The following is a 25,802-nucleotide window of genomic DNA, read 5'->3' as shown; positions in this document are numbered from 1 at the left end:
CGTTACGCCATATCGGTTCAATTGATGTACTTGGCCGAGACTTGCCTGCTCTGCATCCCCAACATGCCGACTGCATCATATCAATCAAACGTCGCGCGAACTGAGATTTCGTCCAAAGCGAGGGATTTTAGTCGATTCATTGCTGCATCCGCAAGAAATAGCGTTTCGCAAGGTCTCCATTGGGCTCCTTGCCGCCATTAGATCAGTCGCAGCAAATCCCGTTGAGGTGTCACCGGTAGCTGTCGTGGACGGCCCTTTGCCGACCTTGGTCGGTTAGTCTCGTGCTGCGTTGCAGCCTCCGCATAGCGGACATCTGCAAACTACGCAGCATTTTTCCATTTGACCGGGGTAACGTAAACGATGCCATCATCAACACTAACCATCACATCGCCGTCCTGAATATTAACTTGCAGCTTCATCGAGCGACTTGCCAGTTTGCTCAGTTCGTTGGTGTCCTTCTCCGAAAAATTTATAACCCGAAGGTTATCAAACCGGGTGGTGCTATTTTTGATTTTCTCCCACCACACCTCAGCCGTCCTGCCGCCGTAACAATAGACAATCACCTTGTTGGCTTTACCGCAGGACTGGCGGACAATCTTCTCGCTGGGAAGTCCCAACGCCACCCATAACTCAAGCTCGCCGCTCAGGCTTTTTTGCCAAATGTCTGGCTCGTCATCAGTTGAAAGGCCCTTAGTCAGTTCCAATTGCTCGTGGGCATTCAGTGCAAAAGCGAGAATACGCACCATTAATCGTTCATCCGTCTCCGAAGGGTGTTTGGCAACGGTCAGTTTATGGGTCTCATAATAGTGACTATCCATATCGGAAACGGACAGTTCAGCTTTATAAATGGTGGCTTTTTGTGCCATGGTTTTTCCCAGAATTGCGAAGATTAGGGTTGCCTAATGCGTCTGGTGACTTTGTGAAAGCAGATAAAAAAGACACGCGGAACTTCGGCCCAAACCCGCCATCCGCCAACCATCTCGAATGCTGCGGTGCGGACCGTCATTGCGGACATTCGCCGAAACCGCGAAATCAGGTGACCCGTGAATTCACAGTTCATAGACTTTGCTAATCGCGTTCAAAAAGGTCATCCACTAGGGCATCTGTATCGCCACCAAAAGCACCACCGAGGCCCGAGTCCTTTTGACTATAATGAAACTCCGCTTCACTTCTAGCTTGGAGATTGTCTTCCAAAATGTCTGCAACGTCTACGAAGTCAGTAACTTCTGTAGCAATTTCTGATGATATACCAAAAGCCGCTAAAGCCTCTTCGACGAAATCAGCCGCAACATGATATGCTTCATCCTCATGCTCCGGCAAGAAGAAATCCTCCAATACCCCATTGTCAAGAAGTTCCTGACGGGCCTCATCTTTCCAGTATGAAACAGCCTCTCGTTGTATGGCCTCAAGTAAACTAGCATCAATATCTTGGTGCAAGTTCGGGACATTTTTTCTTAGTTTTTCTATTCTAAGCAATTCATCTATTGACGGATTTTCCAACGCAGTTTTCGAAATGAATTTCGTAGCAACTTCCTGAAAACGATCCAGTTTCTTTGATAAACCTAACTCCAATAAACTTGAAACTTCATCTACAAATCCGCTGGGTACGCTCTTTTCAATTAGAGGGCACAGAAACTCAACAGTGCTCTGCACATCGCATTTTGAAGATGCGCTTGGGTTTTCAATAATCATCTGGGTAAGCCGTAAGACATACTCAGGGTTCTCACTATAAAAACCCTCGTCGATCTTCTCGCATGAAAGTTTCTTTAATACCTCAAAATAAATTCCATTTTTCAAGCCATCATTTTGGTTTAAGCTCTTCAAGTTACGCAATGACGCTAGAGTATTCAAACTCAAGAAGTACAACTGCATAGCAAGAGCGTCATCCAAATATCGACCCAATATGAAATCTGCGACGGAAGGATTGAATAAATCCAATTTTGCTACACCGTCAATACCACCAATATTTCTTTGGAGAACTGTACCAACGGCTGCCTTTAACATATTTGTGTAACGGCTAGAAGCGTTCGAAGGGCTTATCAAGCCCTCAGAAATCGCGATTTTGTATAGTGGAGCACGTAGGTTCTCTTCGGCAATACTGGAACCATTAAAGACAAGGAGGCAAACTGTCTGCCTAGTCAGCTCGTCAATCTGATTATCGTATACGTCAGCCCAGATATCCTTTGGGTTATCTAATCTATCAATAATGTAATCCCAGTACTTTTTCGGTTTCACACTGCTAACTCTATCAGGATCGGTGATGAACGAGATCAGTCGGGGGTTAAAATTCCGATGATTTGCTATCTTAAGATATCGTCGGTCAACATAGAGTTCCGCAATGTGCTTTTCCGACAGTCCACTGTGCCAAATGTGGTTATACAAAATTTTCGCCCTATCAAGAACTGATAGGGATTGGATCGTAATTTCGTATTCCTTTTTGTCGATCTTCTTGATGTACAGTAGATCGCTGTGTTGCTTTCCTTGACTCAATACAGTTGATCTCGACGTCAGTATGAACCTTTTCGTCTTATCTCTACTAACCCTGTCTAGAAAATTCAGAACGTGGCTGTCCTTATGCCCTTCTATCGCCATAAGATAGTTGCGGCCAAGGAAATCATCAAAATAAAAAACCTGCTTCTTGCCTTTTTCAAATCGATCTTCAGCTTCGGAGACATCGTTCTCGATTACACAAAGCTCGTAATCCTCCGCAATGTAGTGGTGCGCCAATTGATCCGCCAAAGAGGTCTTTCCAATGCCTGCTTCACCGGTGATTACCACCGAATGTAGCGTTTCAAGCTTTTCTAGAGATTTACCGTGGTTGCCTGTTATCACATACATTTTTGTAGCATTGATGATGGCGTCTCGTTTTGCCTCACTTCGCCCAGTCAATGCGGCGTTAAGCATGGAACTCAGTACGTTGCTGCTAGATAACCATAATTTGTAGTGCTTTCGCTCAATTTCACCGAACTTTCCAAGCAGATAGTTGAGATTATCCTGACCTATGATGTCATTGTGTGACAAAATATATGGGTCAAAAATCTGTTTGATCTTATCCTTGTTTACCTTTGACAAGGGCAGTGATGTTGCGAGGATATATCTCTTGGGATTAAGAGAACGGACTTTGTCTACCTCATCTTTCTCTAACCTTGCAATCAGAGCGGCAATACCCGACTTGATCCAATGCTTGCTTTGGATAATTGTCTCGCCCTTGTTAACTGTGAAAAATCGCCCATCTATTCCACCGTCTTTTCCGGACTTGTACCGGTCGACTTCGATAGCCTCTTTGACAGATATGAGATCATTTACGAGCACCTCAAATTCTTTGTCGTTCAAATTCTCAAAACTATAATCCGGCACAGTATTTCCTAAAACGATGCGTCTACAGCTTATTAAGCTATAGCCTAATCGGGGCCTTAGGAAGCCCGATGGCGCACTAAAATTGCTTGATCAAAAACCATTCGCTTCATATCAAAAACTGTACTCTTGGGGCGCGAGGGCTCCAAGTGCATCTCACCGTGATCTCGCAGATGAGTTCAAAATACATAGCGTTTTGCTCAGCGTTGGGACGACTAACTCGTCGCCGATTACTAGGTCGACCTCTTTGCCTATAATACTTGTGATCACTCCTAACGGCAGTGTAGTTACAGAACGATTTCTGGGTTGGTCAGTAACTGATCGTCGGCTTCCAATTTCAGAGCAAGTATTCATTACGCCGCAGCGAAAGTCCGCAATCCGCCCTTCGTGAAGGCGGGCGCTTCCGGCCCAAAGCCGACATTGGCCACATCACCTCGATGCTGCGGTGGCAACCCGCTTTGCCGTCGTTCGCCGCAGCTGCACAATCTTGGTGTCGTCGAATTCACAAATTGCGGACAATGCAGCCGCTCGTTGGTGCACCCAGGAACCAAACCCCACGGCTCCTGGGTTTGTGAAGTCAGGCAGCATTAGTTGCGGTATCAGGTCCGAATGTGTTCTTGATCTCCGCCACAAGGTCAGCAGGGAAGCCGCCCTCTTTCGCATGGCGGTAAATTACGTCTGCGCTCTCTGCTTCATGTACGCAGTAAAGTTTGTCGCCCGCTGCATAAGTGTGGTGCCAGACATAGGGCACCCCAAGACCGTCAACGACAGAATTGGACTTGGCCGAGATGTCGCGGAGATCGTCACGGGTCAGCGTATCGGCACCGGGGATGTTTCTTTCAACGATGAATTTAGGCATTGTGATTTCCTTTTTATTTAGGTGCGATGATCGTGGAGCGCGAAGCCGTGTTTGGATAGTTTAGATAGTGAAGCACCCCCGCTTCACATAGTGAAGTGGCTCTATTTGCGGTAACACTGTAGGCTGAACCCGATGGAGGATATTTCATGCCCACCAAACCCTACGGATTGATTTGCCCAATCACGCATGCCTGCGAAGTGCTTGAGCCGCGCTGGACTATTCCGATCCTGACCGAAATGTGGGGCGGCGCGACACGTTACAATGATATTCGGCGGGGTGTGGGCAATATCTCAACGGCTCTTTTGTCCCGGCGATTGAAGGAGCTTGTTGCACAGGGGTTGATTGAGAGGCTTGAAGACCCGGCGACCGGTCAGGTCGATTATATAAGGACCCAAAGAGCCATTGAGCTTGAACCCGTGCTGGATGCCATGGGCAAATGGGCGCAACGCAACATTCAGGCAAATGATGCACTGGCAAATCTGACCGTATCAAACTTGATGTGGCAGATGCGGAACTATCTCGACCCGGAACATCTGCCTGTCCGCCAGTTGGTTTTTCAATTTCGCTTCACCGATCCGGACCTTGAATACAGCAAATATTGGGCGCTGAACCGGCCCGGATTTCCTATTGAAATCTGCGTAACGGCCCCGAGTGACAAGATTGATCTCTACATCGAGACAAATTGTATGTCACTGTCTTCTATCATTCTCAGTCGCACGACCATTGCACGAGAACTGGAAGAGGGCCGACTTTTTCTAAGCGGTGATGCCATTCTCTCCCGAACCATGGATAGGTGGTTTTACCATTGGACAAAACAAGACCTCTCCGAAGTGATCCAGTACAAGGGCGATTTGTCCAAAGAAGCCATACCGACTTACGACGCTGCTGAATAACTAACTGAAGTCTGCTTTGGGCTCATCGCAGCCATCGGAGCAAATGCAGAATGTAAGCTTCACGGGCACAACATCACCGGTAAGGTCGGCCCATTGCCGACCTTGGTCGGTTAGTCTCGTGCTGCGTTGCAGCCTCCGCATTGCGGACATCTACAAACTACGCAGCATTTTTCCATTTGACCGGGGTAACGTAAACGATGCCATCATCAACGCTAACCATCACATCGCCGTCCTGAATATTAACTTGCAGCTTCATCGAGCGACTTGCCAGTTTGCTCAGTTCGTTGGTGTCCTTCTCCGAAAAATTTATAACCCGAAGGTTATCAAACCGGGTGGTGCTATTTTTGATTTTCTCCCACCACACCTCAGCCGTCCTGCCGCCGTAACAATAGACAATCACCTTGTTGGCTTTACCGCAGGACTGGCGGACAATCTTCTCGCTGGGAAGTCCCAACGCCACCCATAACTCAAGCTCGCCGCTCAGGCTTTTTTGCCAAATGTCTGGCTCGTCATCAGTTGAAAGGCCCTTAGTTAGTTCCAATTGCTCGTGGGCATTCAGTGCAAAAGCGAGAATACGCACCATTAATCGTTCATCCGTCTCCGAAGGGTGTTTGGCAACGGTCAGTTTATGGGTCTCATAATAGTGACTATCCATATCGGAAACGGACAGTTCAACTTTATAAATGGTGGCTTTTTGTGCCATGGTTTTTCCCAGAATTGCGAAGATTAGGGTTGCCTAATGCGTCTGGTGACTTTGTGAAAGCAGATAAAAAAGACACGCGGAACTTCGGCCCGGACCTGCCATCCAGCGACCGTTTGCTATGCAGCGGTCAGGCCTGTCATTCCGGCCATTCGCTGCGATTGCGAAATCGATTGATCAGCGAATTCACAAATCGCGCGACGAAGTTGCCTTATGCTGATACAACGACAACCAGATTGGTTGCTCGACCGTGCCCTTGAATGACCCGCGGCGGCACCGTTAAATATTCTAATTGAGCGCAGTTTCCGTCACGCTTTTTGAGTGTTACGCTTGACGGTACCGCCCGCATTTTCGGAGGAGAGGGGCAGACCTTGGAACGCAGGCTTGCCGCCATATTTGCCGCAGACGTGGTCGGTTTCAGCCGCATGATGGCCGAGGATGAAGTGGGCACGTTCGAACGTTTGACCGCGTTGCGCCAAGACATCCTGACCCGTTTGATAGAAGAAAAGAGCGGGCGGGTCGTCAAGCTTATCGGCGACGGTCTGCTGGCTGAATTTGCAAGTGTCGTCGATGCCGTGGAAGCCGCGATCCAGATACAGGATGCAGTTTCCAACAGAAACGCCACCACTGATCCCAGCCAGCGGATCGAGTTCCGGATCGGTATCAACCTGGGCGACTTGATCATCGATGGCGACGATATCTACGGAGACGGCGTCAATATTGCCGCGCGCCTTGAACCCCTTGCGAAGCCCGGAAGCATCTGCATCTCGCGCCATGTCTACGAACATACGCGCGGCAAGGTCAGCAGACCGTTCGAGCCTGCAGGTGTGCACCGTGTCAAAAACATACCTGAGCCGATCGCGGTCTTCCGCATGGCGGACCCAAATGGCACACCATACCCACTCTGGTCACGCCGGAATGCTCGCGTCGCCGTCGCGGCGGTGGCCGTGGTCGCCATTCTTTCAAGTGCCGCTTTCGTGCTGCTCGACGACGTAGCGGCCCTGTTCGGCGGTTCGGAGGGCGAGATGATCGCGGGAGAGGACGTGCGCCCCTCTCTCATCGTGCGGCCCTTTGAAAATCTCGGACTGCCTGATTCGGAGCGCTACATCGCCGATGGTCTCACAGACGACCTGATTACCGATTTCTCGAAAGTCGCGGGGCTGATGGTGATCGGCAGCAATACAGCGTTTTCCTACCGGGACCGGACAATCGACAGCCGGGCCGTCGGTCGCGAGCTGGGTGTCCGCTATGTTCTCGAGGGCAGCGTGCGCAGAGCAGGTGCACGGCTTCTGGTCAACGCCCGGCTGACAGATGTGAGCAGCGGGCAGACGCTTTGGGCCGAGCGTATGGAGCGGGACGAAGACGATATCTTCTCCATCGAAGACAGCTTGGTAACCGAGATCATTAATCGGTTGGGGGTGGATTTGAGCGTGTCCGAAAAGGAGCGGATCGAACGCCTCCCAACCACTGATCTGGAAGCGTATGACTTCTTCCTCAGGGCCGAAGAGGCCGCGCGCAGCGGCTTCCGGCCCGGCCTGCGCGAGGCGTTGGGTCTCTATTCGGAGGCGACCGCAATCGATCCGGCCTTTGCCGGAGCCTTCGCAGCGCAGGCGCGTATCGAGGCATTGGTCATGCGACGAAACTACGACGACGTGCTGCCTTCCCCGGTCGCCCGGAAACGCGCCTACGAACATGCCGGGCGTGCCTTGGAAATCGATCCCGATGCAGCGATGCCCTTTGCCGTGCTGAGCGAATTGCAAACTGTGGATCGCCGCTACGAGGAAGCGATGCGCTCGGCGTGGCTCTCGGTCGAGAAGGCCCCCGGCGAAGCGGCCGCCTATCTCGCACTCAGCTTCGCGCAGACGTTCTCCGGGCACCACGAAGAGGCGATCGAGAATTTCGAAACAGCGCTGCGTCTGAACCCGCTCCTGCCCAGCTATGCGCGGCAGATCGCCAGCCTGTCTTACATACTCGCAAGCCGTCCCGAACGTGCGGTCGAAATCCTCGAGGAGATCAAGGACAGTTCGCAAGGCATCGAGGACTACTTCACGATCCTCGCCGCTGCGTATTTGGAGGCTGGCCGGATGCAAAAGGCTCAAGCCACCACAGGCGAGGTAGCCAGTTTCGCGCCGCACATCTCGGCGCAGCGTTACCGGGTCATCTTTACCCATTTTCAGCGACAGGAGGACCTCGATCGGATCATTGACGCAATGTTGCGTGCGGGCCTGCAGGAATGGCCCTTCGATTTTCAACCGGGCATACGCGAAAGGCTGTCTGCCGATCAGATCGCCGCGCTGATCGATGGAAATGTGTGGCAGGGAACTTTCGAAGGGCACGGCCTCGGTCTGATGCAGATATCAGACAGTGGTAGTGTGGCGATGCGCACATCCACATTGTTCATCACCGGGTCGGCCTATGTGAAAGACGATACCTTGTGCATCCGACAACCGGGTCTTGCGCTAGGTCGCCCAGCCTGTGGTCCAATCTACAAAAGAGTCAAAGACGCTGCCGGTAAGGGCTTGCCGTATACCTACGTTAACGCGCATATTCTGTTTCACTTTGGCCCGGACGGGTGATCCGCGACGGTGGCGCGTGTCAGTTGGAGTAATCCTTCGCCGCCAGAGGCTTGGTGTCTTCCCAGTTCGCATCCGCCTTGGCGAGCATAGCATTCCCTTCGGGATGGTCGAGCACTTCCGCACCGGTCGGGTCCGAGACGAAATAAAGCTTCCCATCGATGATCCGCCAGGAATTTACCGGGTCGATGTTTTCGGACGCGTTTGCTCCTAGCCCGACACCCAATGCGCAATAGCCGCCGTATTGAGGTGCATATTTGACCGGGTCGGTCTTGAACAGATCGCGGTTCTCTGAGCTGTTGAAGTGCCACGGCGTGCCAAGCCATTCATATGCAAACTCGCTTGATCCCTTCACGGCACGGCTTTCCGTGAAATAGGCAACGGTGTCATAGCCCTTGATCGCAACATCGCCGAAGGGCCCGGTATTGATGGGGTCAGCGGCCAGCGCGGCATTGCTCATGCCTGCCAGAAACAGGCCGCTCATCAGAAGTCGAAAGTTCATTTTCTTGACCTTCCCTTATTTGCCTGCCTCCAAGCAAAGGCGATGAAATTCCGGGCCGAACGCGTCTTGCGGGGGGCATGTGGCCCCGTGCTGCTTGAGGAACGCCACGATATCATAGTGCTTGCGGAACATCGTTCGGATCAGAACCGTGAAGCCCTCGTTGTCGAGGGTCACGATATCCGCATCATGGTCGAGCAGTAGCTCAATCACCTCGATATGGCCCTCGTCGGCCGCCAAAAAGATGGGTGATTTTTCGGCCCTGTTGATGCGCCCATTCACATCTGCGCCACGCGCGAGAAGCAGACGCGCTATATCCACATGGCCACCATAAGCCGCCGCATGAAGCGGTGTGAAACCACTGTGATTGCGCGCCATCACATCAGCGCCTGCCTCGATCAGGGCCGCAGCGGCCTCAGTGTTTCCAGTCAATGCAGCTGCAATCAAGGGAGTAGCCTGGTTCGGACCCCGCTCATCGACCGAGATCCCATCTTCCAACAGGGCCTCGACGGTCGCAGTATCCCCCTGCTTTGCGGCATCGAATAAAGGACCCGCTTGAGCGGGCCCAAGTAGACAGAATATCGCTGCAAAGATGGTGCCAATCCGCCGCATGGATGGATCTCCTTACTCGAAAGCTACAACGAGCCGCACTTTCGCGCAACGACGGTTTTTTATCTGCGGCGCATCTGGCGGGGTCAGTCGATTGGCTTGCTGCACCTGCGAGCGCCACAGCCGAAACACTTCCGGAATGGGCTTGAAGCTGCCTTGCGGCAGTGCAGAACAAAACCTGTTTCGGTATCATTTGAATGTCGGCTCCCGCCGGAAAGGCAATCCGGGCTCGCGGTTGCAGCGAATGGCCGGAATCCGCCGATTCTGTGGAAAAACAACGTGTTGCTGGCGCAGAAAACGTGGTTCCGAACGGAGCGCGAGCGCCTTTTCTATCAGGCTTTGCGCGTTTGCTGCGGTGCAGGAAGGATCTTGGCTAGTTTACGGAGGTTTTGGGCGGTGGCGGCGAGGAGGAATTCGTCATTTGCGCCGCACGGCCCACGTAATCGCAGTCGTCCCAGCCCGAGAATGCGTTTGAGGTGGGCAAAGAGCATCTCAACCTTCTTTCTGAGCTTCATCGCAATCTGGTACTCTTCGGTTTTGGCCAGATTCCTGGCGACCTGACGCGCATCTTCGTGCTCCTCGCGGGTGATCTTGCGCGCATCGGCGTTGGGGCAGCATTTTTGTTTGGACGGGCAGACCTGGCAGACTTCATTCAAGGCGCGATAGCGCGCTGTGCCCTTGCCCGTCGGCCCCCGGTTCGGATCGGAATAATTCCGGCGGAACTGTTTAAGCGCGTGACCCTCGGGGCAGATATATTGATCATTCTCAGCGTCCCATTCGAAGTCTGTGCGTGTCCAGGTGCCGTCGGGGCGTCCGGCCTTGTCGATTAACCACGCGGGTAATTCGGACGCTGTGACCGAATAGTCTGAACATATATTCGGAAGTTGAAATTTGGGTTGTCTTTGTTTTCTCAGCCAAACAGTTGGGGGGGGGTGGGTCAAAAGTCAGAAACCCGGTCTGCGCCACACCTGTTATGCCCCCACTCGCAGATTTTTTTCCCGACGAAGGGCAAAATTTCATGATGATTTAGGTTGAAGTCGCGGTATCTGAAAAATGTGGGCGCGCCTTGTTTTTCCATGCTTTTGATGAAAATAAGTACTTTAAAACATAGGGTTGGTAGCCAGATTTTAAGTGAGGGAAGGCGCATGCGTATCTGCGAGACCCCGCAGTCAAAATAACAGAAAACCAGATCATTTTTCCCCAATTTTATCCGTTTAGCCCCCTGCCACTCACCGGCCCTAACCGGATCTTGGAGCAGGCCCGAGTTCAAGCCAAGCCAAATACTCAAATCTGTCACATGAGTGCTGACGTCAGACATTTTAGTCGGATTTGGCTTCCCCCAACGCGCGCTCCGCGATCCAAGTATGGGAGTGACCGGGAAATCCATCGTTGAATATCTTGATAAGAGAAGCATAGCCAAATCCCAGCTCAGAGGCTTTGCAGAGGGTCTCCTGAGGAGATACTGATCTCAAAATAAGACCCCCTCCACGGGGGGCTAACTCCCTGTTTTCTATTCTGAGCAGTGTTTGTAGCTCATCCCATGACCTTGATGAGTCGACCGCTTCTGAGAACTTTGAGCGAAGCTGATCTAGGTTCGCTTCACGGATGTCATTGTTTTGAATTGACGCTGGTTCTGGCAGTTTCTGATCGCCAGGAGCCGTTCTTGTCTCCTGAATATCGGTCCCACTGGTCAAGCCCACTACGCGAGAAGGTTCCTCGTTTGGGCCATCGGCCTCGAAGACCAACTCAGGAATAACAATCTCCCAAGCATCTCGCCTGAGGGTGTGATGAAACGCTTCGTCACCATCTTCTTTGCGCCAACGCAGAATTGCCGCCACTTCACCAGATACAAATCGTGTGTTCGGGGGAGGCGCAAAGCTTTTTGACATTCGTCCCAGACTGCGTCCTTCGGAGTCATTGAGATACCACCGACCCTGTTCCAAATTCAAGGCAATAGGATCGCTAATTCGGGCATCAGCGATGGCGTTTAGGGCAGGGTGCTTGTGTCCTTGGCGACCAGCGAACGACAGATCAACCATTCGCGCTTCAGCCGACTGAAAATACCTTCGCGGCCCCGGGAATGCCTCCAGATCCGGAATCACAACACGGTTGATAACGGAAGATGAGTTTTTGGGCAGATACTCGTGGTTGTCGTTACTCATCACGATGAGGTTGCGTCGCGCACGCGTCATGGCCACGTAGAATAGGCGTCGCGGGGCGTCTTGGTCTTCGTTGCGGGAGGGGCGTTCCCAGCCTCCATCGAGAATAATCACATCGTCGAACTCAAGGCCCTTTGCTCGGTGGGCTGTAAGAAGCTTTAAGCCAGTTTGTTCGCCCCATGTCTCCCGCGCCCATTCCGCAAACCACTCAATGACATCAGTGACTGGAAGGTTTCGAGCATCGATTTCCCTTGCGAGAATACCGAGCCCCAAACCGATTTGGTCTGTCCAACGAGAGGACGGAATTGCATTCAGCATGGCTGTCATGTCGGCCACGGAAACGACACGAGTTTGATCTTGCCTCAAGGCTTCGACGAACATCTGCATTTCGCGCATGCGCCAGAGACCCGGAAGGCGTTCGTTTGCAACGTCCACCGGGATGCCCAGCGTTTCAGCAAAGTCCCTCACGGGAACAAGCTTTTGCCAATCTCGCGAGATGATCGCAGTCCCCGACCAGTTCCAGTCGGGAATGAGGCGAGATAGCCTTAGCATCTCCTCAAGTGCTGCCATTGCCTGAGCATCGTTACCGGATGGGCAGCCAAGAATCTGGACCCGGCCTTGGGCGACAGGATCCAGCGCGGCCATCTCTCCACCGAGAGGCTCTTTGGTTCTGGCGCGATCCACTGAGATGTCGTGTCCAATCTTCATCCGGTCTGCAGACTCTTCAATGACGGTATTTGCAGTGGCGATGATGTGACCCACGGATCGGTAGTTCTCAGTCAAGAAGACAGGCTTGGCAGCGTAATCCTCTTCGAACTGTCGGATGTGACGGACTGAGGCTCCCGCAAAGGAATAGATGTTTTGATCGTCATCGCCGACCGCAAATAGGCTGATACGGAGGTCTGGATCATCTAGACTGCGACCCGCCACAGCAGCAATTAGCGCGTATTCTTCGGGGCCGATGTCCTGGTACTCGTCCACCAACATCCAACGGTAACCCTGGACAAGTGTTTCACGCAGCGCTTCTGCCGCGGTTTTGTCCATGCCATCGCCGCGAAGAAGTCGAACCGCATCCATAAGTAAACTGCTAAAGTCCTGGCTCTCTGTCGAAGCGCCCCCGCTAAAGCTTGCACCCACCAAACGCATTGCGAGGGCATGGATCGTTGAGACGGTCACAAAGCGCGCTTCATCCCCAATCAAGCGGCGAAGGCGTTCTCTGATTTCGGCGGCTGCATGGCGGTTGTAGGCAAGCACGAGAATACCGTTGGGATCTTCGCGCTTGATCTTCACAAGATAGGCGATGCGATGCACCAGAACACGCGTCTTGCCTGAGCCCGGTCCTGCCAAGACGAGAACATTTGTCTGCTCGCGGTCATCGCGTACGATTTGTTCCTGGATCGGGTTCCCAAGAGAGTCGACGATTTCCTCCCAGGCTTGACCCGTGGCCTGCCTGCGAAACTCAGTCCCGCGGCCTGGCATCCACCGGCGCATGAATGCGTCCTGGTCTAGAACAAAGTAATCTGCTGAGAGTTTCTCCGCCTCACCAATGCCCTTGAGGCCCTTTTCGGCATATGCAGCCATGACATGGGTCTGAATTGTCTGTTCTGTGTAGTGCTCTTCGAGCGGTGTAAAATTTTGAACGGTAAAGTTCCCGCCCTTAGGGTCGAGATGAAGCGTTATTGCCGGCCTGAACACCGACAAGCCTTTACCAAGTGTGATAACTTGCTGTTCGTGAAGCCAAAGCAGTGCGCGATCCATCAGTTTGTTGGGATCGTTGACCGAACCTCTAAGAACAGCATCACCATTGATCGCGGAAAGGAGGCCGCCCAATGTTGTTTCGACCGGAATGTCCTTACCGCGCGTTCCCTTTGGCACGCGGTCAGCAAGGTAATTGAGTAGTCGTTCTGCCCCAAGTCTGCGCAGTTCGGCTGTTTGTTCAATGATAGACCAAGAGCGCTGCAGTCTAACAAATAGGCTACCGCGAGATGCCTTGCGCAAATGAAGGTTCCCGCGCCCGCCTTCCATATCACGACCATCTTGAGCCATGCCTCGTAAGAGGCCTTCAACAATATCAGGACGGACGGAAATATGACCTCTTTCCCTCAGCATTTGGCTTGTGGCAGAAAGATTGAATGGCGTTGGCTCGCCGCTGTCTGCGTCAGGAGCCTCTTCGCGCAAAAGGGCAATGAGATCGGCTTCTAGCCGCGCTGCAGCTTCAAGACGCGCGCGCGATGCGTTTTCTACGCCAACGTGAACAAAGATTGTGATGTTGGTGTCGTCGTTGGCGATACCCAGGGCTTCGAGGTCGGTAAGTGCCTTTCGGAGCGCTGGTGCAGTGAGCCCACTGGCTCCACACAGCGCATCAGTCGAAACGCCTTCTTCAGGAGAAGCGTTGATTATGTGCTGGACGACGCTCAATAGTTGACGTTTCCGGGTCTCGGAGATTTCCACGCGCTCTAGAATTTCTCTTACTTTTGCAGTGTCACGTACAAGCAATGAGGCAGGGAAGACCTGGACGCGATTTTCTTCGCGTCTGAGGAGCTTTGCTTCTTCGAGCCAGGCTACAGCAGTTTTGACGCGTGTGTCGTCGGTCGTGCTGTCACGCTGGAAGTCATGATCCATCTCTTCTTTGACGATCTCTCCAGCTGTCGCGACAACCTCACCGTTCTTGCGCGTTCTGCTATCCAACCGCCGGATGGACTTTAGGATCGCACCGATTTCATGACGCGCCAACCTAGAGCGCGCGCTCAAGCTAAACTGCCGGTCCACATCGTCGGTATTGAACAGCAAGACGCACTGGGCGGGATCTCTATCACGCCCGGCGCGGCCTGCTTCCTGCAAGTAGTTCTCAAGCGAGCCTGGTACATCACCGTGGATGACCAGCCGGATGTCGGGCTTATCGATCCCCATGCCAAACGCGTTGGTCGCTGCAATGATACGGAGTTCACCGACGCGGAAAGCCTCTTGGATGTCACGTTTCTCATCGACCGTGAGGCCAGCGTGATAGCGGTCGGCTGCAAGCCCTTGTTGTTTGAGAAATTCAGCAACGCGTTCAGTGGCGCTACGTGTGGCGCAATAGACGACAGCTCCGGATACTCCATTGGTTGGAAGGTCGGCCTCTAGTGCATCCAGAATGTCAGCCATTTTAGTGGTCCGCTGCGTGGGAAGAACCTTAAAGCTGAGGTTGGTACGAGAGGCACCACCGTCGAGGAGCGTTAGATCGAGCCCTAGGCGCTCACTGAAATGCCCACATATGTCTTGTACGACATCGGGCTTCGCGGTTGCGGTAAGGCAAAGAATAGGTGCGACTTCGTCGCCAGAACTTTCCTTAATGAACCGGCTCACATAGCGATAGTCCGGTCTGAAGTCGTGACCCCATTTTGAGACACAGTGCGCTTCATCCAAGACCCACATGCCAACTTCGCGCTGGGCAAGCACTGATCGTACCGACGTGCTGCGTAGCTGCTCAGGGGAAATCAATAAGATAGCAGCATCACCAAGGCGGACTTTGTCCAGTGCATCGTGGCGCTCAGGGAGTGACAACAATCCATTGATAGTCACAGCCGATGATATTCCGGCACGCGCCATTCCCTGTACTTGGTCCGCCATTAACGCGACGAGTGGTGAAATAACGACTGTAAGCGTGCCAGTTTTGTCGAACCGCGAAAGAGCAGGGATCTGATAGCAAATAGATTTGCCAGTCCCTGTCGGCAGGATGCCAAGCACGCTTTCGCGCTCCATCGCGCTTTCCACGATCCGCTCTTGGAGAGGTCTGCCGAATTCATCCGCTGGCTCTGGGCGAAAGCTCTCAAATCCAAACCAACGGGACAAGGCGCGCTTTGGATCATTGTGCGTTCTGCAATAGTTGCACCAAGGGCTCTTGCAATTGGTGTCTCTTAGGTCCCGCACAATCCTTGCGGCGTCTTTGAATTGAGCGCGCACCCACGGCGGCATAACGGAGTCACCTCCAGCGACTGAAATCCAGGACAGCGCATAGGCCATGGGCCAGGACAGACGAGTATTGTCAAGTTGCTCGAGGGTTTTGCCCAACATCGCAGAACAGGCTGCGTCTTTGAGCATTCTGCGGATTGCGGTGTGTGCCTCGTCGCGATCAGGCTTCTGGCTGTTGCGGACCCCTTCGAAGAGCCTGTCGAACCCGCCGCTTTGGGGAGAACGACAACAAAGATAGTGATAAGCCAACAACGCGTCCGGTGAGCGATCCTTGAGCTCTGAAAAGGCAGTGATTTGGTTTTCCAGAACTTCGAAGACGAGGCGCGCATCGAAAGTGGGGTCATTGACGCGACCAGATTGAAGGCGGCCATCTTGGTAGTGTTTGACAAGGTGGTGGTAAGGGTTTCGTGGAAACGCCAGTGGGTTTAGCCAAAGAGTGTCGATTGGGGCATCTGCTAAGGCCACAAACAGTGGTGATGCAGCGGCGAGATGCGGAAGGTCATGCGCAAGGATGTTGTGACCAATCACATGATCAAACCCTCGGCAGAATTCATCCAGTTTATCCAAACCTGCTTTGAGGTCGGACTTCACAGTGAGAGCTGCCAAAGCGGGATCGTGCGTCACCGCCGCAAGCGCAAATATCTTCGCTTGCGCCGGATCGACTTCTAGGTCGATCGAAACGCACCGCCCCAATATGTCAGGGGTTGTAGTAGATGGGTCTGAATCGAAGCTCAAAGTGCCTGCAATCTATTGATAGTTTTTTGAGAGCCTTACTTTTTGTGACGGGAAAGGGAAGTAGGGCAATGCCGGGACTCATCTATAGTGGTTCATAGTTGCCACTATAGATTGTTAAAGCCAAGAAATGAGTAGTGCTTGTGGCCCATTCCAGATCCCTTCACCCCAGCTAACGAAACAAAGCAAATTGCTCTGCGCGCTTTCCAGCCAGTATCAGGATGTCTTATGTCGTAGCGCTTGGCAATATAGAAGCCGTTTGATCCTTGTGCGGCGACCCAGTCTTTCTAACTTGAATGCCCGCAGCTTGGAACATTTGAAGCATCCTCCCGACTTCAGTCGCTGCCAGTGTCGTGGAAAGTGAGTTCTGTATTTCAAGAACCATTTCCTCGAATGTTAGAATGCGTATGGGGTTTCCACCGAGCGCATTTTGAAAGGGTGGATAGGTTTCCCAGATTGCCTTATCTCCGCGAACCTTTGAGACAGCTGTAATGTAGGTAAATTCCTTCGTCCCGGTTGCGTCCTCAATTGCTTGGATGAATGCTTCTGACCACTTGGGGACAGTAAGCTCGCGGAATCCCTGCCAAGCCATCCGGCCACTAATTTTTTTGTTGTTTTCAATCGCATCAATCTTGGAAGCAGGGTGAAAACCGCTCTGCCAGCTCTTACAGCTGACAGCGACCACTTTTTTAGGACCTTCAAGTTTCGGGTGATAGCCAACAACATCGATGTCGCTGTGATTTGAATCCTTGTTCGTGATGAATTCAGGGTGATCTTTGCGCGGTAAAAATTTCAGATTGTGCTGCACAAAATATCCGCGATGGATAAGAAACTCTTCGACGATTTGCTCAAGAATATCTTCTTTTGTGGCCATGTTTCTCGTCCCTGTGTCCCATTGCGTCTTGAACAGAGTCGCACCTGCATTCCGAATTGCAAGTCACGCAAGCAGCAATCTGTAAAAAGGTAAGTTGCTTGGGGAGGGTTGGTTTTTACATGTTGCGCTAAAACGCCTCATTTTTTGCGCTGCTCCACCTAAAATAGCCCGCCGTATCTTACCAGTACGGCCGTGTTGTTCCGACCAATTGATAATCAATCTTTTGCTCGCGGTGTTTTAACTATTTGACGTTCAATGGGTTCAATTCATTTCTGACCTGGCTTGCAACGTTCTCTGCAACAATGCCTGTGACTTCGGACCCGGCGAACGTCCATAGGCTCCGGTGTTCTTGTGAGAGCGACATCTCACTACTTCTTGCCTTTTACTGATATTTCCCGCATTTTCTCAATACTGCCGTTTTTTCGAGGCTGCAATGGACACAGACATTCTGACGGTGAGAGAGGTGGCTGCCTATCTCAAGATCAAAGAGAAGACTGCTTATCGTCTTGCCGCGGAAGGAAAAATTCCAGGATTCAAGGTAGGCGGATCGTGGCGTTTCCGTCAGCGAGATATTAACACGCTTTCAAATAAGTTCTCGCCCAGCCCAGAACATAAGGTCATTTAGTCGCCTGATTCCACCAGAGCGTTCTCTTCCTCGCGATCCTTCGAAGATACTCTGACCTTAAGCTGCGCCAGTGCGTCCATCATCTTATCTGTAAGAATGACGTCTTTGCGCCCCACTCGTTCTTTGAACTCTTGTTTGAGCCAATCATTGATGTAGCGCTTTTTATTATGGGAAATGCCAAAGTCGTTGTCTCTGCTAACAATGGTCACATCAGTTTTTTCTTGAATGGCGCACTTAACAATCCACTCCCAATTCACCGCATCTCCAATGGAATTGTCATCTGGCTTACGCGGTGGATAGCCAAGAAAGAACCGTTTTTTCGCTTGTCGCCTGATCGTGTGTCGAACTTCTTTGTCTCTATTTAAGTTCAGCGTGGACTTGGCTTTAAACATTCTCTGCAGATGCTGATAGATTGGGTCGTTGTTGGCAGGATTGAGAAGAATTCTATCCATACGCTCTTTGATCCTCTTTTGCTGAGTCTCAATTGCCTTGATGTTCCTTTTGATCATCTTCACTGGCTGCGAATCTAGAAGAAGTGGCGAGAACTGTTTATGGTCAGACGAAACCCCCCTTAACTGATTATGCGTATCAATAATCATTTGTTGACGGTGCTTCTTATATTCCATCTCAACTTGATAGGTTGTGATGACGTGATCCTTAACTTGACTGAGCAGTTCCAACTGCCTCAATGCTCCCTGCCCACTACCCATGCGGTAAAGGTCCAGGAAGATGTTCGTATCAATGAAAACCAGCATCTTTTTAGTCCCTTATTCTTATTTCCTCATGTGCCGTACGGCGGGGGCGCATTGATCGTGTCGTGTCCGTGCCTGTGTTTTTTTGGTATCGAAGAAGACGTATTTTATCACATGAGCTTAGCCTGGATTATGAGCTCATTTGTTGAGAACTTTACGGAAGGTCGATTATCACTGCCTAGGTCTGATCTGACCAGCCTTGGCGTCATAAAACGTTTCACCAAGCGTTCCATCGATCAGTCGATCAACGGCTTCTTTAATTGCGTTAACGGGCGCAAAGAACCATTCCCTGGATTGAACTGGCTTCCCAAATCTGTCTTTGATCGTGATCTCTGCACGTGCTGTGTCGAAGTAGGCATGCAAAAGCTTTTCGATGTTTCTGGCTTTGATGTTGAATACTTCAAACTCAGCAACCACTTTAACTGGCGCGAGAAGGTAGGTCGCTTCCTTTTCAGCATTTGCGATCCGTGTTGCGACAGGTCCTTTCGTTACACCAATCTTATGAAGGATTTTTCGGTTGGGAAGCACTGAAGGCTGTAGTGATAAGCTTTCCAGCACATAGACGGTACCTGTCCCGATGTCATTTTCGGCTGCTACATTGCTGAACAGGCCACCGGTTTTGGGATCGCTGATCCTCCTACCGTTTGAGTCCTTATAAAGCTCAGTCGCAAGTGATCTCAGCAGGTTATTCCCTTGGGTGCCATTCGAAAAAATTGTTTTAAGTCGAGCATTCTTTTTGCCATTCTTCTCAAATGCTTCACCAACCTCAGCAATGTAAACCATCAAGCCGTTTAAGATAAAAAATTGACCTTGGTAAATTTCTTGTTCTTTTCGAAACGGCAATGGTTCACGAATGCCGCTGGCAATTTCTTTGTTCACTTGCTCAAAGAGAGGTTCGTACTCGTGGAAGTTAGGACATTTTTCGCGTTGAGACGTGAAGTCAGCACTGGCCATCTGTCGATCATAAGAACGAACGTGCCTTAGCTTAAAGATGCTGTCGTCATCGTTCTCAGCCTCTGTAAGCGCGGTCATCAATTCTTCCAGGTCGTCCGGCGCATCATATCCTTCGAGTTCGTCGTCGGATGCTATTATCGGCTCGCTACTGGTTCCCGATGGTTCTTCCGCCTCATGCTGTGATGTGGCATTTTCGCTTCCATCAACCTCCGGTGCTTCTGTATCTTGGTTTCGTGCGTCTTTAAGAAGGTCGAACTCATCCTCCGTTCTCAATGTTTCCCACATACCGGCTATGGCTCGAATTCTTTTCAATTTCTTGGCGAGGGAACGCTCTTCGAACTCAACAGTATGATCGTCCATCGGCTCGCGACCGAATTTCTGAACAAAGGCATTGATTTGTCCAAAGGCCTCTTTGGTTTTTGCATCAACAGACGATCGAATTGCAGCCGCTGGCGATGCATCAGGAAGCGCAGCGAAAATGTCGTCTAGTGAGAGAATTTTGTCAGTCATAATTACTGATCTCCTTGCGCTTTGGCAGCCATCTCTCGCTTTTTACGCATTAGCCAAGCGTAGATTTCTCCGAGCCTTTTTTCGATCTCATTGGCCGCAAGTGCGGAAGGCAAGCGGTTGTTGTCATCCTTGAATTTCATGATGCGAGGCCAGGCACGAAGAGCCTCTTCTTCCGTTACTTGGATCATCTTGCCTGTGATGGCTGTCTGAACCTGCGCAAGTGTTTTCGCATCAAGGTCTCTAGATAGAATTTCATAGGCCGATTGGAAGGCATTGATCTCGTCAATTAGGTCGATGTCGAGGTCGCGTACGTTAACGAACTGACGTACCAACTTTAGCAAGCCTGCCTCACCACCGCTCTTCTTAGGATCTTTCTCGACGCCAGTTTGATCATCGTCAGGGTCGGTAGGCATAGGCTCGTCAAAATCAAGGCGTTGCGCAGCATCCAGGATATTCATCCGTGCAACAATCTGCTGACGAACCTCTTCAATCTGTTCGTCATCCAGATCGGCGTAGCGACGCTCGATCACCTTGGGTACAAGCACTCGATTTAGCGTTTCCGGCTCAAGGTCTGGATTGGTTGATGCATGCAATGCTACGTCATTGTCGGTGCAGATATCATGAATTATTTCATTAATATCCTCATCAACTATCTGGCGGACACGATCCGAAGATGGCTCTTTTAACCCCCTGACGGCGATACGAACTTCACCTGTTTCGTCATCAACTTCAAAGTCGGGTCTCCCATCGTCCTCATCTTCGTCTTTTGACGTCTTGGTGAAAAACTTAAACTTTGGAGCGAGGACCTGCTGCATCAACAGGGATGCAGAGATTGCTTTGAGTAAGTCGTTGACCGCCTCTGTAACTGTTCCCTGTGTGGCCTCAGGCTCGGGGAGCAAGTTGGTAAATTGGGCATGCGTCTTCCCTGGGGCATCTCGGGTGGCACGACCAATGATCTGAATGATCTCTGTGAGAGATGACCGATAACCAACGGTCAGTGCATGCTCACACCAAATCCAGTCGAAACCCTCTTTCGCCATGCCTAAGGCAATGATGATGTCTACCGCGTCTCGATCTTCGAGGTGTCGAAGCGTTTTCTGCACTCTTTGTCGTAGGTCCGTGCTGTCTTCAACCAAATCTGCGACACGCAAGAGCCGCCCGCTCTTTTCAATTAGGTGTAACCCGGTCTTCTCGTCTACCCCCTGATAATCACCGATGGCGTCGAAGATGTCCTGAACTTCTCGGTACTTGTCACCGGTTGAGGCAGAGCTGCCTACGTGGGGGATATGAATGATAGTCTTTTTGGATGTGTCGAGCACTTCGCCAATGCTCTTAGTGTAAATACCGGAATAGAAATGATAGCCAATACCCAGCGATTTGAGGTGTTTGTATCCGTTCAGCTGCTCGTAGTAAGTGTATGAAACGCTGACGAACTTCGCTTCATCTTCGGGGCGCATCACGAGTACTGTGTCGCCCCTGAAGTAGGAACCGGTCATAGCAATGATATGCGTCTTTCCGCGTGCGATTAGTTCTCGCACCACCTCACCAAGTCGATTTTCTTCATAAGCTGACACATGGTGAAACTCGTCCACCGCGATCAGGCAGTCGTCAAAATTCTCGACAGGGAACTGATCAAACGCGAAGCGTAGCGTGGCATGAGTGCACACCAATATTTGTTCATCATTCTTAAGAAATTCTCCTAGCCGCTGCACCTTGCCGCGCAACACAGCGCCCTGATCCGAAACCGCTTCATCAGAGCACAGGTTCCAATCAGGATTAACGTTCCAGTCTGCGAAGAAACCGTGCTTTTTTAATTTGGTGGTGCGAAAGGAATTGCCGATGGTCTTTTCGGGTACCGCTACTATTACTTTCTTCACACCTTGGTTATGCAGCTTATGTAAACCAAGGAACATTAGTGCTCGAGATTTACCCGACGCAGGAGGTGCTTTGACAAGGATGTATTGCTCATCGCGTTTCTCATAGGCGCGGGCTTGCATTGCACGCATTCCCATGCCCTTGTCGACCTGGCTACTCCCTGTTTGTTCGTACTGAACGTGGATTACGTCTTTCATGATGATGTTTCTTCCATTTGGGCGTCAACTATTTCAACATATCGCTTGAAAAGATGTTCGAGACGCTCGGGATCATTTCTGAACGGCGTGCCATTGTATATTGTCTCTAGTACATCATCGTTTTCTTGATGAGCTTTTTGGAGTTCAGGAAACTCCTTCTCCATGTTTTCAGGCTCATATAGCTCAGCAATTGTTTTGTCGAAGTATGCATCTCTAGCCAACAATATATTCTCGGCCACCTTTGCTAAGGTCTCGTAGTTTGTACTAGTCAATCGTGGAACCGGGAACGTATTCCAGCCAAGGGTATTTGAATAGCGGTAGTCACCCTTTAGTTTTCCGCATACTGCTTTGATCCAAGCCAAATGAAGTGAAGAGCTTAAGACGCTCAACATCCATAGCTCGCCATCAAAAATGCCAAACGCGGAGTCCGAAATTATCGAGTTTGAATCGAGTATTCCACATGGAATATATTGGCGTCTATCTGAGGAGACCCGAGGGATAATGATTGACAGGTCTGTGCATTCATTTTGTTCACGAAAACGATAAGGCATCTCCGCAAATCTCCTCGTCGCAGAGTCTGAGCTAGCTAGACGGAGTGCCTTGACCTCTTCTACCCTTCCTTTAATTTCTTCAATTTGAAGTGCGTCGTCTGCTTCGGAATCTCGGATCCACAGGCAGAAGCGTTCCGTGTTTCTGATGAACTCTTCGGACCCGACCAGCTTTCGCAAATATCTCTTCGCTTCAGGATTTCTACTGACCAATTCAGTTACTTCTGAGCTGCTTAAGATGAGGGCACCTCCGTTTAGAGCCATATTTCCAAAGCTCATTTTGGGCCGATCAGACCTCGAGTTAGAAATTGGAAGGACAATCGTATTGTCGCTGGAAGTCAGATAAGGCGAGATATTTTTTACCGAAAATATTTGATCCTTCGTGTAGATCTTCTTTTGATGATTTTTGCCAATTTTGCTAACCGCAACAATGACAACAATGACTGCTGCGTTCTGTTTTGCGTTGTTGCGCCAATTGAATGCTTCATGTGCATAGATTATCTCGACCGGATCAGAAAGCAGTTTGGTCCACAAGACAGACACGTGCTGTCCTTGAGCTATCGAGTTGGTGGCCACGAAGGAATATGCTGATTTGCCACAAGATTTAAGAATATATTTGTTGCCTAGAACGAACCAACTAGCAACATAGTCAAGTGATTTAAAGTTCTTCACTGTGCCAGCGAACGCTATCGCTTTGTCCTCTTTTTGCTCGGGAGTTTGCAATTGACGACCTAAATACGGGGGGTTACCGACAATATAGGTCTCGATGGTTTGATCGTCCGGATGTGGGCACACTCTTTCCCAATTTATCCGAAGTGCATTGCCGTTGACTATTCTGCCAGTGGCCTTGAGTGGCAATGCTGGCGCACGGCGTCCAAATGCTGCTTCATAGCGGCTGTTCATCTGATACTCAGCAATCCATAGCGACAGACGCGCTGTTTCCGCAGCAAAGTCGGCATATTCAATACCGTAGAAGTTCGTTAATTCGACATGCGACCAAAGCGGCGCAGAATAGTTGTCGATTTCGGCTAGCCGACTGATCACCTTTATTTCGATTTTGCGTAGCTCGCGGTATGCAATCACGAGGAAGTTTCCGGATCCGCACGCTGGGTCGAAAACGCGTATCTTGCTGAGCCGATCCAGCACATTTTGGAGAGATTTCTTTTTGTCCCATCCCGCTAGAACTTGTTCGCGCAGGTCATCTAAAAACAATGGATCCAATACTTTGAGGATGTTGGGCACTGACGTGTAGTGCATGCCCAGCTCGCCACGCTGGTCTTCGTTTACGATTGACTGGATCATTGATCCGAAGATGTCGGGATTGATCTCGCGCCAGTCTAATTGACCTGCGTCAATGAGATAACGCACCGAGCCACGCGTCAGGCGCGGAACGTCAGCTGCGCCCTTGAACAGGCCGCCATTAACAAATGGGAATTTCTTGGCGTAAGCGGGGCAGTCGCCGCGGTGGTCTTCGGACAGGCTCATGGCCGTGAAGACGTTTGTCAGAACAGTTTTTGCCTGGGTGCTATCTGTCTCGCAGTATGTGGCTATCGTTTCACTGAAGGAATTCTCTGCAAAGATGCCAGTGTCTTCAGCGAAAAGACAAAACACGATCTGCGTCATGAAATGATTGAGAGCGTGCCTCTTCTCGTCGCCTTTCCAGGTAGGGTTATCCATAAGAATGGCGTCATATAACTTGGCAAGGCGACCAGTCGCCTTGATGTCTATAGGGTTTTCATCGGCAATCTTGTATCGTTCGATATTGGCGAGCGGCAGAAAGAAGCCGAAATGTAATCCTAGTTCGCTGATTAGGCAGTTGAGTGTTTCACCGGTCTTGAGATCGCGTGCACCAAACTCATTTCCGTCGGTGCTGACGATGTAGCGGACCTTTTGCTTGGCTGTTTCCTTGCTGGCTTGCAACTTGTCCAGGGCTTGTCTGACCAGGCCGTTCAGGGCTTGTATGTAATGCAGGTTGCGACGCCAAAGGATGCCACCGATGTCAGATGCGTTTTGTTGCCCCTGTCTAAGCTGTTTGACCGTGGCCTTAGGGGCATCAAAGGCCTCCACGAAGTCAAAAACGAACTCGTCAGGATTAAAATCTTTTGCAACAATAGCGTCGATCTGTTCCTCAATCTCAATGACGTTCATACTTGCTGCCTAGCCTTGTATTTTTTGTTGTGTTTTCAAATGAATGCCAACACAGGTTCATGCGTTTATTGTTCCAATCTGAATTCTCATTGAAAACAAAGCAACCGCAAAAACAGGCACGGCACTGACTGAGGTTGTTAGGTATGGCAAGGTCGCGCCAAAGCGTGTCGCCACCAGATCTGCACTCAGAGCTGCAACGCCTCCGGGCACGGTGATGTCGGGGCTGGCCTCATCGTCGCTGCGTTCGCGTCTCAACACGCAGCAAGATAGTGATGCCGTCCAACTCGATCTTTGCATCAAGCCACTATCCGTCGGCGTTTTCCGAGATTGCGTAAATCATTGGTCGTCCATTATGCTGGGAGAGCTTCGCGCCTCAATCGCCTAATGACAAATCACTGAAGGCTAATGGTCCAAAGCCAAGTGGGGTTGGAGCCTTGCGGATATCTTAGATCAATCACAATGTTGCAGAGATGTTGCAGAATGCCAAAAGCCGCCCCGGAGGGCGACTTGTTACTCTCTTGTTAACTAAGAGAGATTTTGGCTCCGGCGGTAGGGATCGAACCTACGACCAATTGATTAACAGACAAACACTGTTGCGTTGTTGATTTCCCGCCTAGAGGATTGCAAGTAGGACGGAGAGCTATTGGTTGAATGGTTGCTTGAAGGGTGGTGGGAATTAAATTGGAATGCCATTCTGCAGCTGGATCCAGACTAGAGCCGAATGTGCCTTGCAGCAAGTGTTCGTCTTCTAAGACAGACCCTCGTCTCATGTGACTGATCACATACTACTTGACCCCAAAACTTGTATGAAATATTGGGCAAATAGTAAGCGGGCGTTGTGTAATGGTTAAGACCTCAGTTTTCCAAACTGAAGATGGGGGTTCGATTCCCCCCGCCCGCTCCAAAAAATCATTTCCGACAGTTTACCGACAAAGACCCGCTACGGGTTTCGTTATGCCTATGTTTTATTTGATTTATTTACGATTTGCA

At 50.9% G+C, this 25,802-nt stretch carries 16 protein-coding genes, 1 tRNA gene and 1 pseudogene; 4 read left to right on the top strand and 14 right to left on the bottom strand.

The features are described 5' to 3' along the window. Window positions 1–320 precede the first annotated feature (320 nt). The 3 genes from C1J02_RS15320 to C1J02_RS15310 all read right to left on the bottom strand — a co-directional run bounded on the left by C1J02_RS15320 (window position 321) and on the right by C1J02_RS15310 (window position 4,213). Window positions 321–866 carry a YaeQ family protein gene (locus C1J02_RS15320; protein ID WP_114879355.1) on the bottom strand — a complete coding sequence of 182 codons (546 nt, stop codon included), beginning with the start codon at window positions 864–866 and terminating at the stop codon, window positions 321–323. Between the two features lie 202 nt (window positions 867–1,068). Continuing rightward, entirely contained in the window at window positions 1,069–3,357 is a 2,289-nt protein-coding gene (locus tag C1J02_RS15315; RefSeq protein WP_162798333.1) for a restriction endonuclease, read from the bottom strand. A gap of 574 nt (window positions 3,358–3,931) precedes the next feature. After that, complete coding sequence (locus tag C1J02_RS15310; RefSeq protein WP_114879353.1) at window positions 3,932–4,213, bottom strand: DUF4242 domain-containing protein; 282 nt, start codon at window positions 4,211–4,213, stop codon at window positions 3,932–3,934. A gap of 146 nt (window positions 4,214–4,359) precedes the next feature. Here C1J02_RS15310 and C1J02_RS15305 point away from each other — a divergent pair, with 146 nt between their 5' ends. Further along, on the top strand, window positions 4,360–5,106 hold the full coding sequence (locus tag C1J02_RS15305) for a helix-turn-helix domain-containing protein (RefSeq protein WP_114879352.1): 747 nt from the start codon (window positions 4,360–4,362) through the stop codon (window positions 5,104–5,106). Window positions 5,107–5,263: 157 nt separating this feature from the next. Here the strand turns inward: C1J02_RS15305 and C1J02_RS15300 are convergent, their stop codons facing one another. Further along, complete coding sequence (locus C1J02_RS15300) at window positions 5,264–5,809, bottom strand: YaeQ family protein (protein ID WP_114879351.1); 546 nt, start codon at window positions 5,807–5,809, stop codon at window positions 5,264–5,266. Window positions 5,810–6,177: 368 nt separating this feature from the next. On the opposite strand from C1J02_RS15300, the gene C1J02_RS15295 reads away from it, so the two are divergent. Further along, complete coding sequence (locus C1J02_RS15295) at window positions 6,178–8,382, top strand: adenylate/guanylate cyclase domain-containing protein (RefSeq protein ID WP_114879350.1); 2,205 nt, start codon at window positions 6,178–6,180, stop codon at window positions 8,380–8,382. Window positions 8,383–8,401: 19 nt separating this feature from the next. Here the strand turns inward: C1J02_RS15295 and C1J02_RS15290 are convergent, their stop codons facing one another. From C1J02_RS15290 to C1J02_RS15265, 6 genes and pseudogenes are all read right to left on the bottom strand, one after another. Further along, the gene (locus C1J02_RS15290; RefSeq protein WP_114879349.1) at window positions 8,402–8,881 is read right to left on the bottom strand and encodes a YHS domain-containing (seleno)protein; all 480 of its coding nucleotides are present in this window, start codon (window positions 8,879–8,881) and stop codon (window positions 8,402–8,404) included. Window positions 8,882–8,896: 15 nt separating this feature from the next. Beyond that, window positions 8,897–9,490, bottom strand: coding sequence for an ankyrin repeat domain-containing protein (locus C1J02_RS15285; RefSeq protein WP_114879348.1), 594 nt, complete (start codon window positions 9,488–9,490; stop codon window positions 8,897–8,899). A gap of 329 nt (window positions 9,491–9,819) precedes the next feature. After that, window positions 9,820–10,314 (bottom strand): annotated as a pseudogene (locus C1J02_RS15280) (transposase); the annotation flags it as partial. A gap of 110 nt (window positions 10,315–10,424) precedes the next feature. After that, window positions 10,425–10,805: a hypothetical protein gene (locus C1J02_RS21085; RefSeq protein WP_114879347.1), complete on the bottom strand. Its 381-nt coding sequence runs from the start codon at window positions 10,803–10,805 to the stop codon at window positions 10,425–10,427. Window position 10,806: 1 nt separating this feature from the next. Further along, complete coding sequence (locus tag C1J02_RS15270; protein WP_114879346.1) at window positions 10,807–16,332, bottom strand: RecQ family ATP-dependent DNA helicase; 5,526 nt, start codon at window positions 16,330–16,332, stop codon at window positions 10,807–10,809. A 223-nt stretch (window positions 16,333–16,555) separates the two neighbouring features. Continuing rightward, window positions 16,556–17,203 carry a hypothetical protein gene (locus C1J02_RS15265; protein WP_114879345.1) on the bottom strand — a complete coding sequence of 216 codons (648 nt, stop codon included), beginning with the start codon at window positions 17,201–17,203 and terminating at the stop codon, window positions 16,556–16,558. Between the two features lie 433 nt (window positions 17,204–17,636). Between C1J02_RS15265 and C1J02_RS15260 the strand changes: the two genes are divergently transcribed. After that, window positions 17,637–17,828, top strand: a complete 192-nt coding sequence (locus C1J02_RS15260) for a helix-turn-helix domain-containing protein (protein ID WP_114879344.1) — start codon at window positions 17,637–17,639, stop codon at window positions 17,826–17,828. Here C1J02_RS15260 and C1J02_RS15255 read toward each other — a convergent pair. From C1J02_RS15255 to C1J02_RS15240, 4 genes are all read right to left on the bottom strand, one after another. After that, window positions 17,825–18,583, bottom strand: a complete 759-nt coding sequence (locus C1J02_RS15255) for a PIN domain-containing protein (RefSeq protein WP_114879343.1) — start codon at window positions 18,581–18,583, stop codon at window positions 17,825–17,827. The genes C1J02_RS15260 and C1J02_RS15255 overlap by 4 nt on opposite strands. Window positions 18,584–18,751: 168 nt before the next feature. Then, entirely contained in the window at window positions 18,752–20,044 is a 1,293-nt protein-coding gene (locus tag C1J02_RS15250) for a GIY-YIG nuclease family protein (RefSeq protein ID WP_114879342.1), read from the bottom strand. Between the two features lie 2 nt (window positions 20,045–20,046). After that, on the bottom strand, window positions 20,047–22,116 hold the full coding sequence (locus C1J02_RS15245; RefSeq protein WP_114879341.1) for a DEAD/DEAH box helicase: 2,070 nt from the start codon (window positions 22,114–22,116) through the stop codon (window positions 20,047–20,049). Continuing rightward, window positions 22,113–24,812, bottom strand: coding sequence for a DNA methyltransferase (locus C1J02_RS15240; RefSeq protein WP_114879340.1), 2,700 nt, complete (start codon window positions 24,810–24,812; stop codon window positions 22,113–22,115). Before C1J02_RS15240 ends, C1J02_RS15245 begins: the two co-directional genes overlap by 4 nt. Before the next feature lie 829 nt (window positions 24,813–25,641). Between C1J02_RS15240 and C1J02_RS15230 the strand changes: the two genes are divergently transcribed. Next, a tRNA-Gly gene (locus C1J02_RS15230) sits at window positions 25,642–25,716 on the top strand. Window positions 25,717–25,802: the final 86 nt, after the last annotated feature.

This window comes from Sulfitobacter sp. SK011, from assembly GCF_003352065.1.
GTDB lineage: Bacteria > Pseudomonadota > Alphaproteobacteria > Rhodobacterales > Rhodobacteraceae > Sulfitobacter.
The sequence above is the reverse complement of the archived record's forward strand: the minus strand, read 5'-3'. Positions and strand labels throughout refer to the sequence as shown.

Coding starts and splice junctions, on each gene's coding strand:
- C1J02_RS15260 (WP_114879344.1), top strand. CDS start 17,637: ATGGACACAGACATTCTGACGGTGAGAGAGGTGGCTGCCTATCTCAAG.
- C1J02_RS15285 (WP_114879348.1), bottom strand. CDS start 9,490: ATGCGGCGGATTGGCACCATCTTTGCAGCGATATTCTGTCTACTTGGG.
- C1J02_RS15305 (WP_114879352.1), top strand. CDS start 4,360: ATGCCCACCAAACCCTACGGATTGATTTGCCCAATCACGCATGCCTGC.
- C1J02_RS15290 (WP_114879349.1), bottom strand. CDS start 8,881: ATGAACTTTCGACTTCTGATGAGCGGCCTGTTTCTGGCAGGCATGAGC.
- C1J02_RS15240 (WP_114879340.1), bottom strand. CDS start 24,812: ATGAACGTCATTGAGATTGAGGAACAGATCGACGCTATTGTTGCAAAA.
- C1J02_RS15265 (WP_114879345.1), bottom strand. CDS start 17,203: ATGGCCACAAAAGAAGATATTCTTGAGCAAATCGTCGAAGAGTTTCTT.
- C1J02_RS15320 (WP_114879355.1), bottom strand. CDS start 866: ATGGCACAAAAAGCCACCATTTATAAAGCTGAACTGTCCGTTTCCGAT.
- C1J02_RS15245 (WP_114879341.1), bottom strand. CDS start 22,116: ATGAAAGACGTAATCCACGTTCAGTACGAACAAACAGGGAGTAGCCAG.
- C1J02_RS15310 (WP_114879353.1), bottom strand. CDS start 4,213: ATGCCTAAATTCATCGTTGAAAGAAACATCCCCGGTGCCGATACGCTG.
- C1J02_RS15300 (WP_114879351.1), bottom strand. CDS start 5,809: ATGGCACAAAAAGCCACCATTTATAAAGTTGAACTGTCCGTTTCCGAT.
- C1J02_RS15255 (WP_114879343.1), bottom strand. CDS start 18,583: ATGCTGGTTTTCATTGATACGAACATCTTCCTGGACCTTTACCGCATG.
- C1J02_RS21085 (WP_114879347.1), bottom strand. CDS start 10,805: ATGTCTGACGTCAGCACTCATGTGACAGATTTGAGTATTTGGCTTGGC.
- C1J02_RS15250 (WP_114879342.1), bottom strand. CDS start 20,044: ATGACTGACAAAATTCTCTCACTAGACGACATTTTCGCTGCGCTTCCT.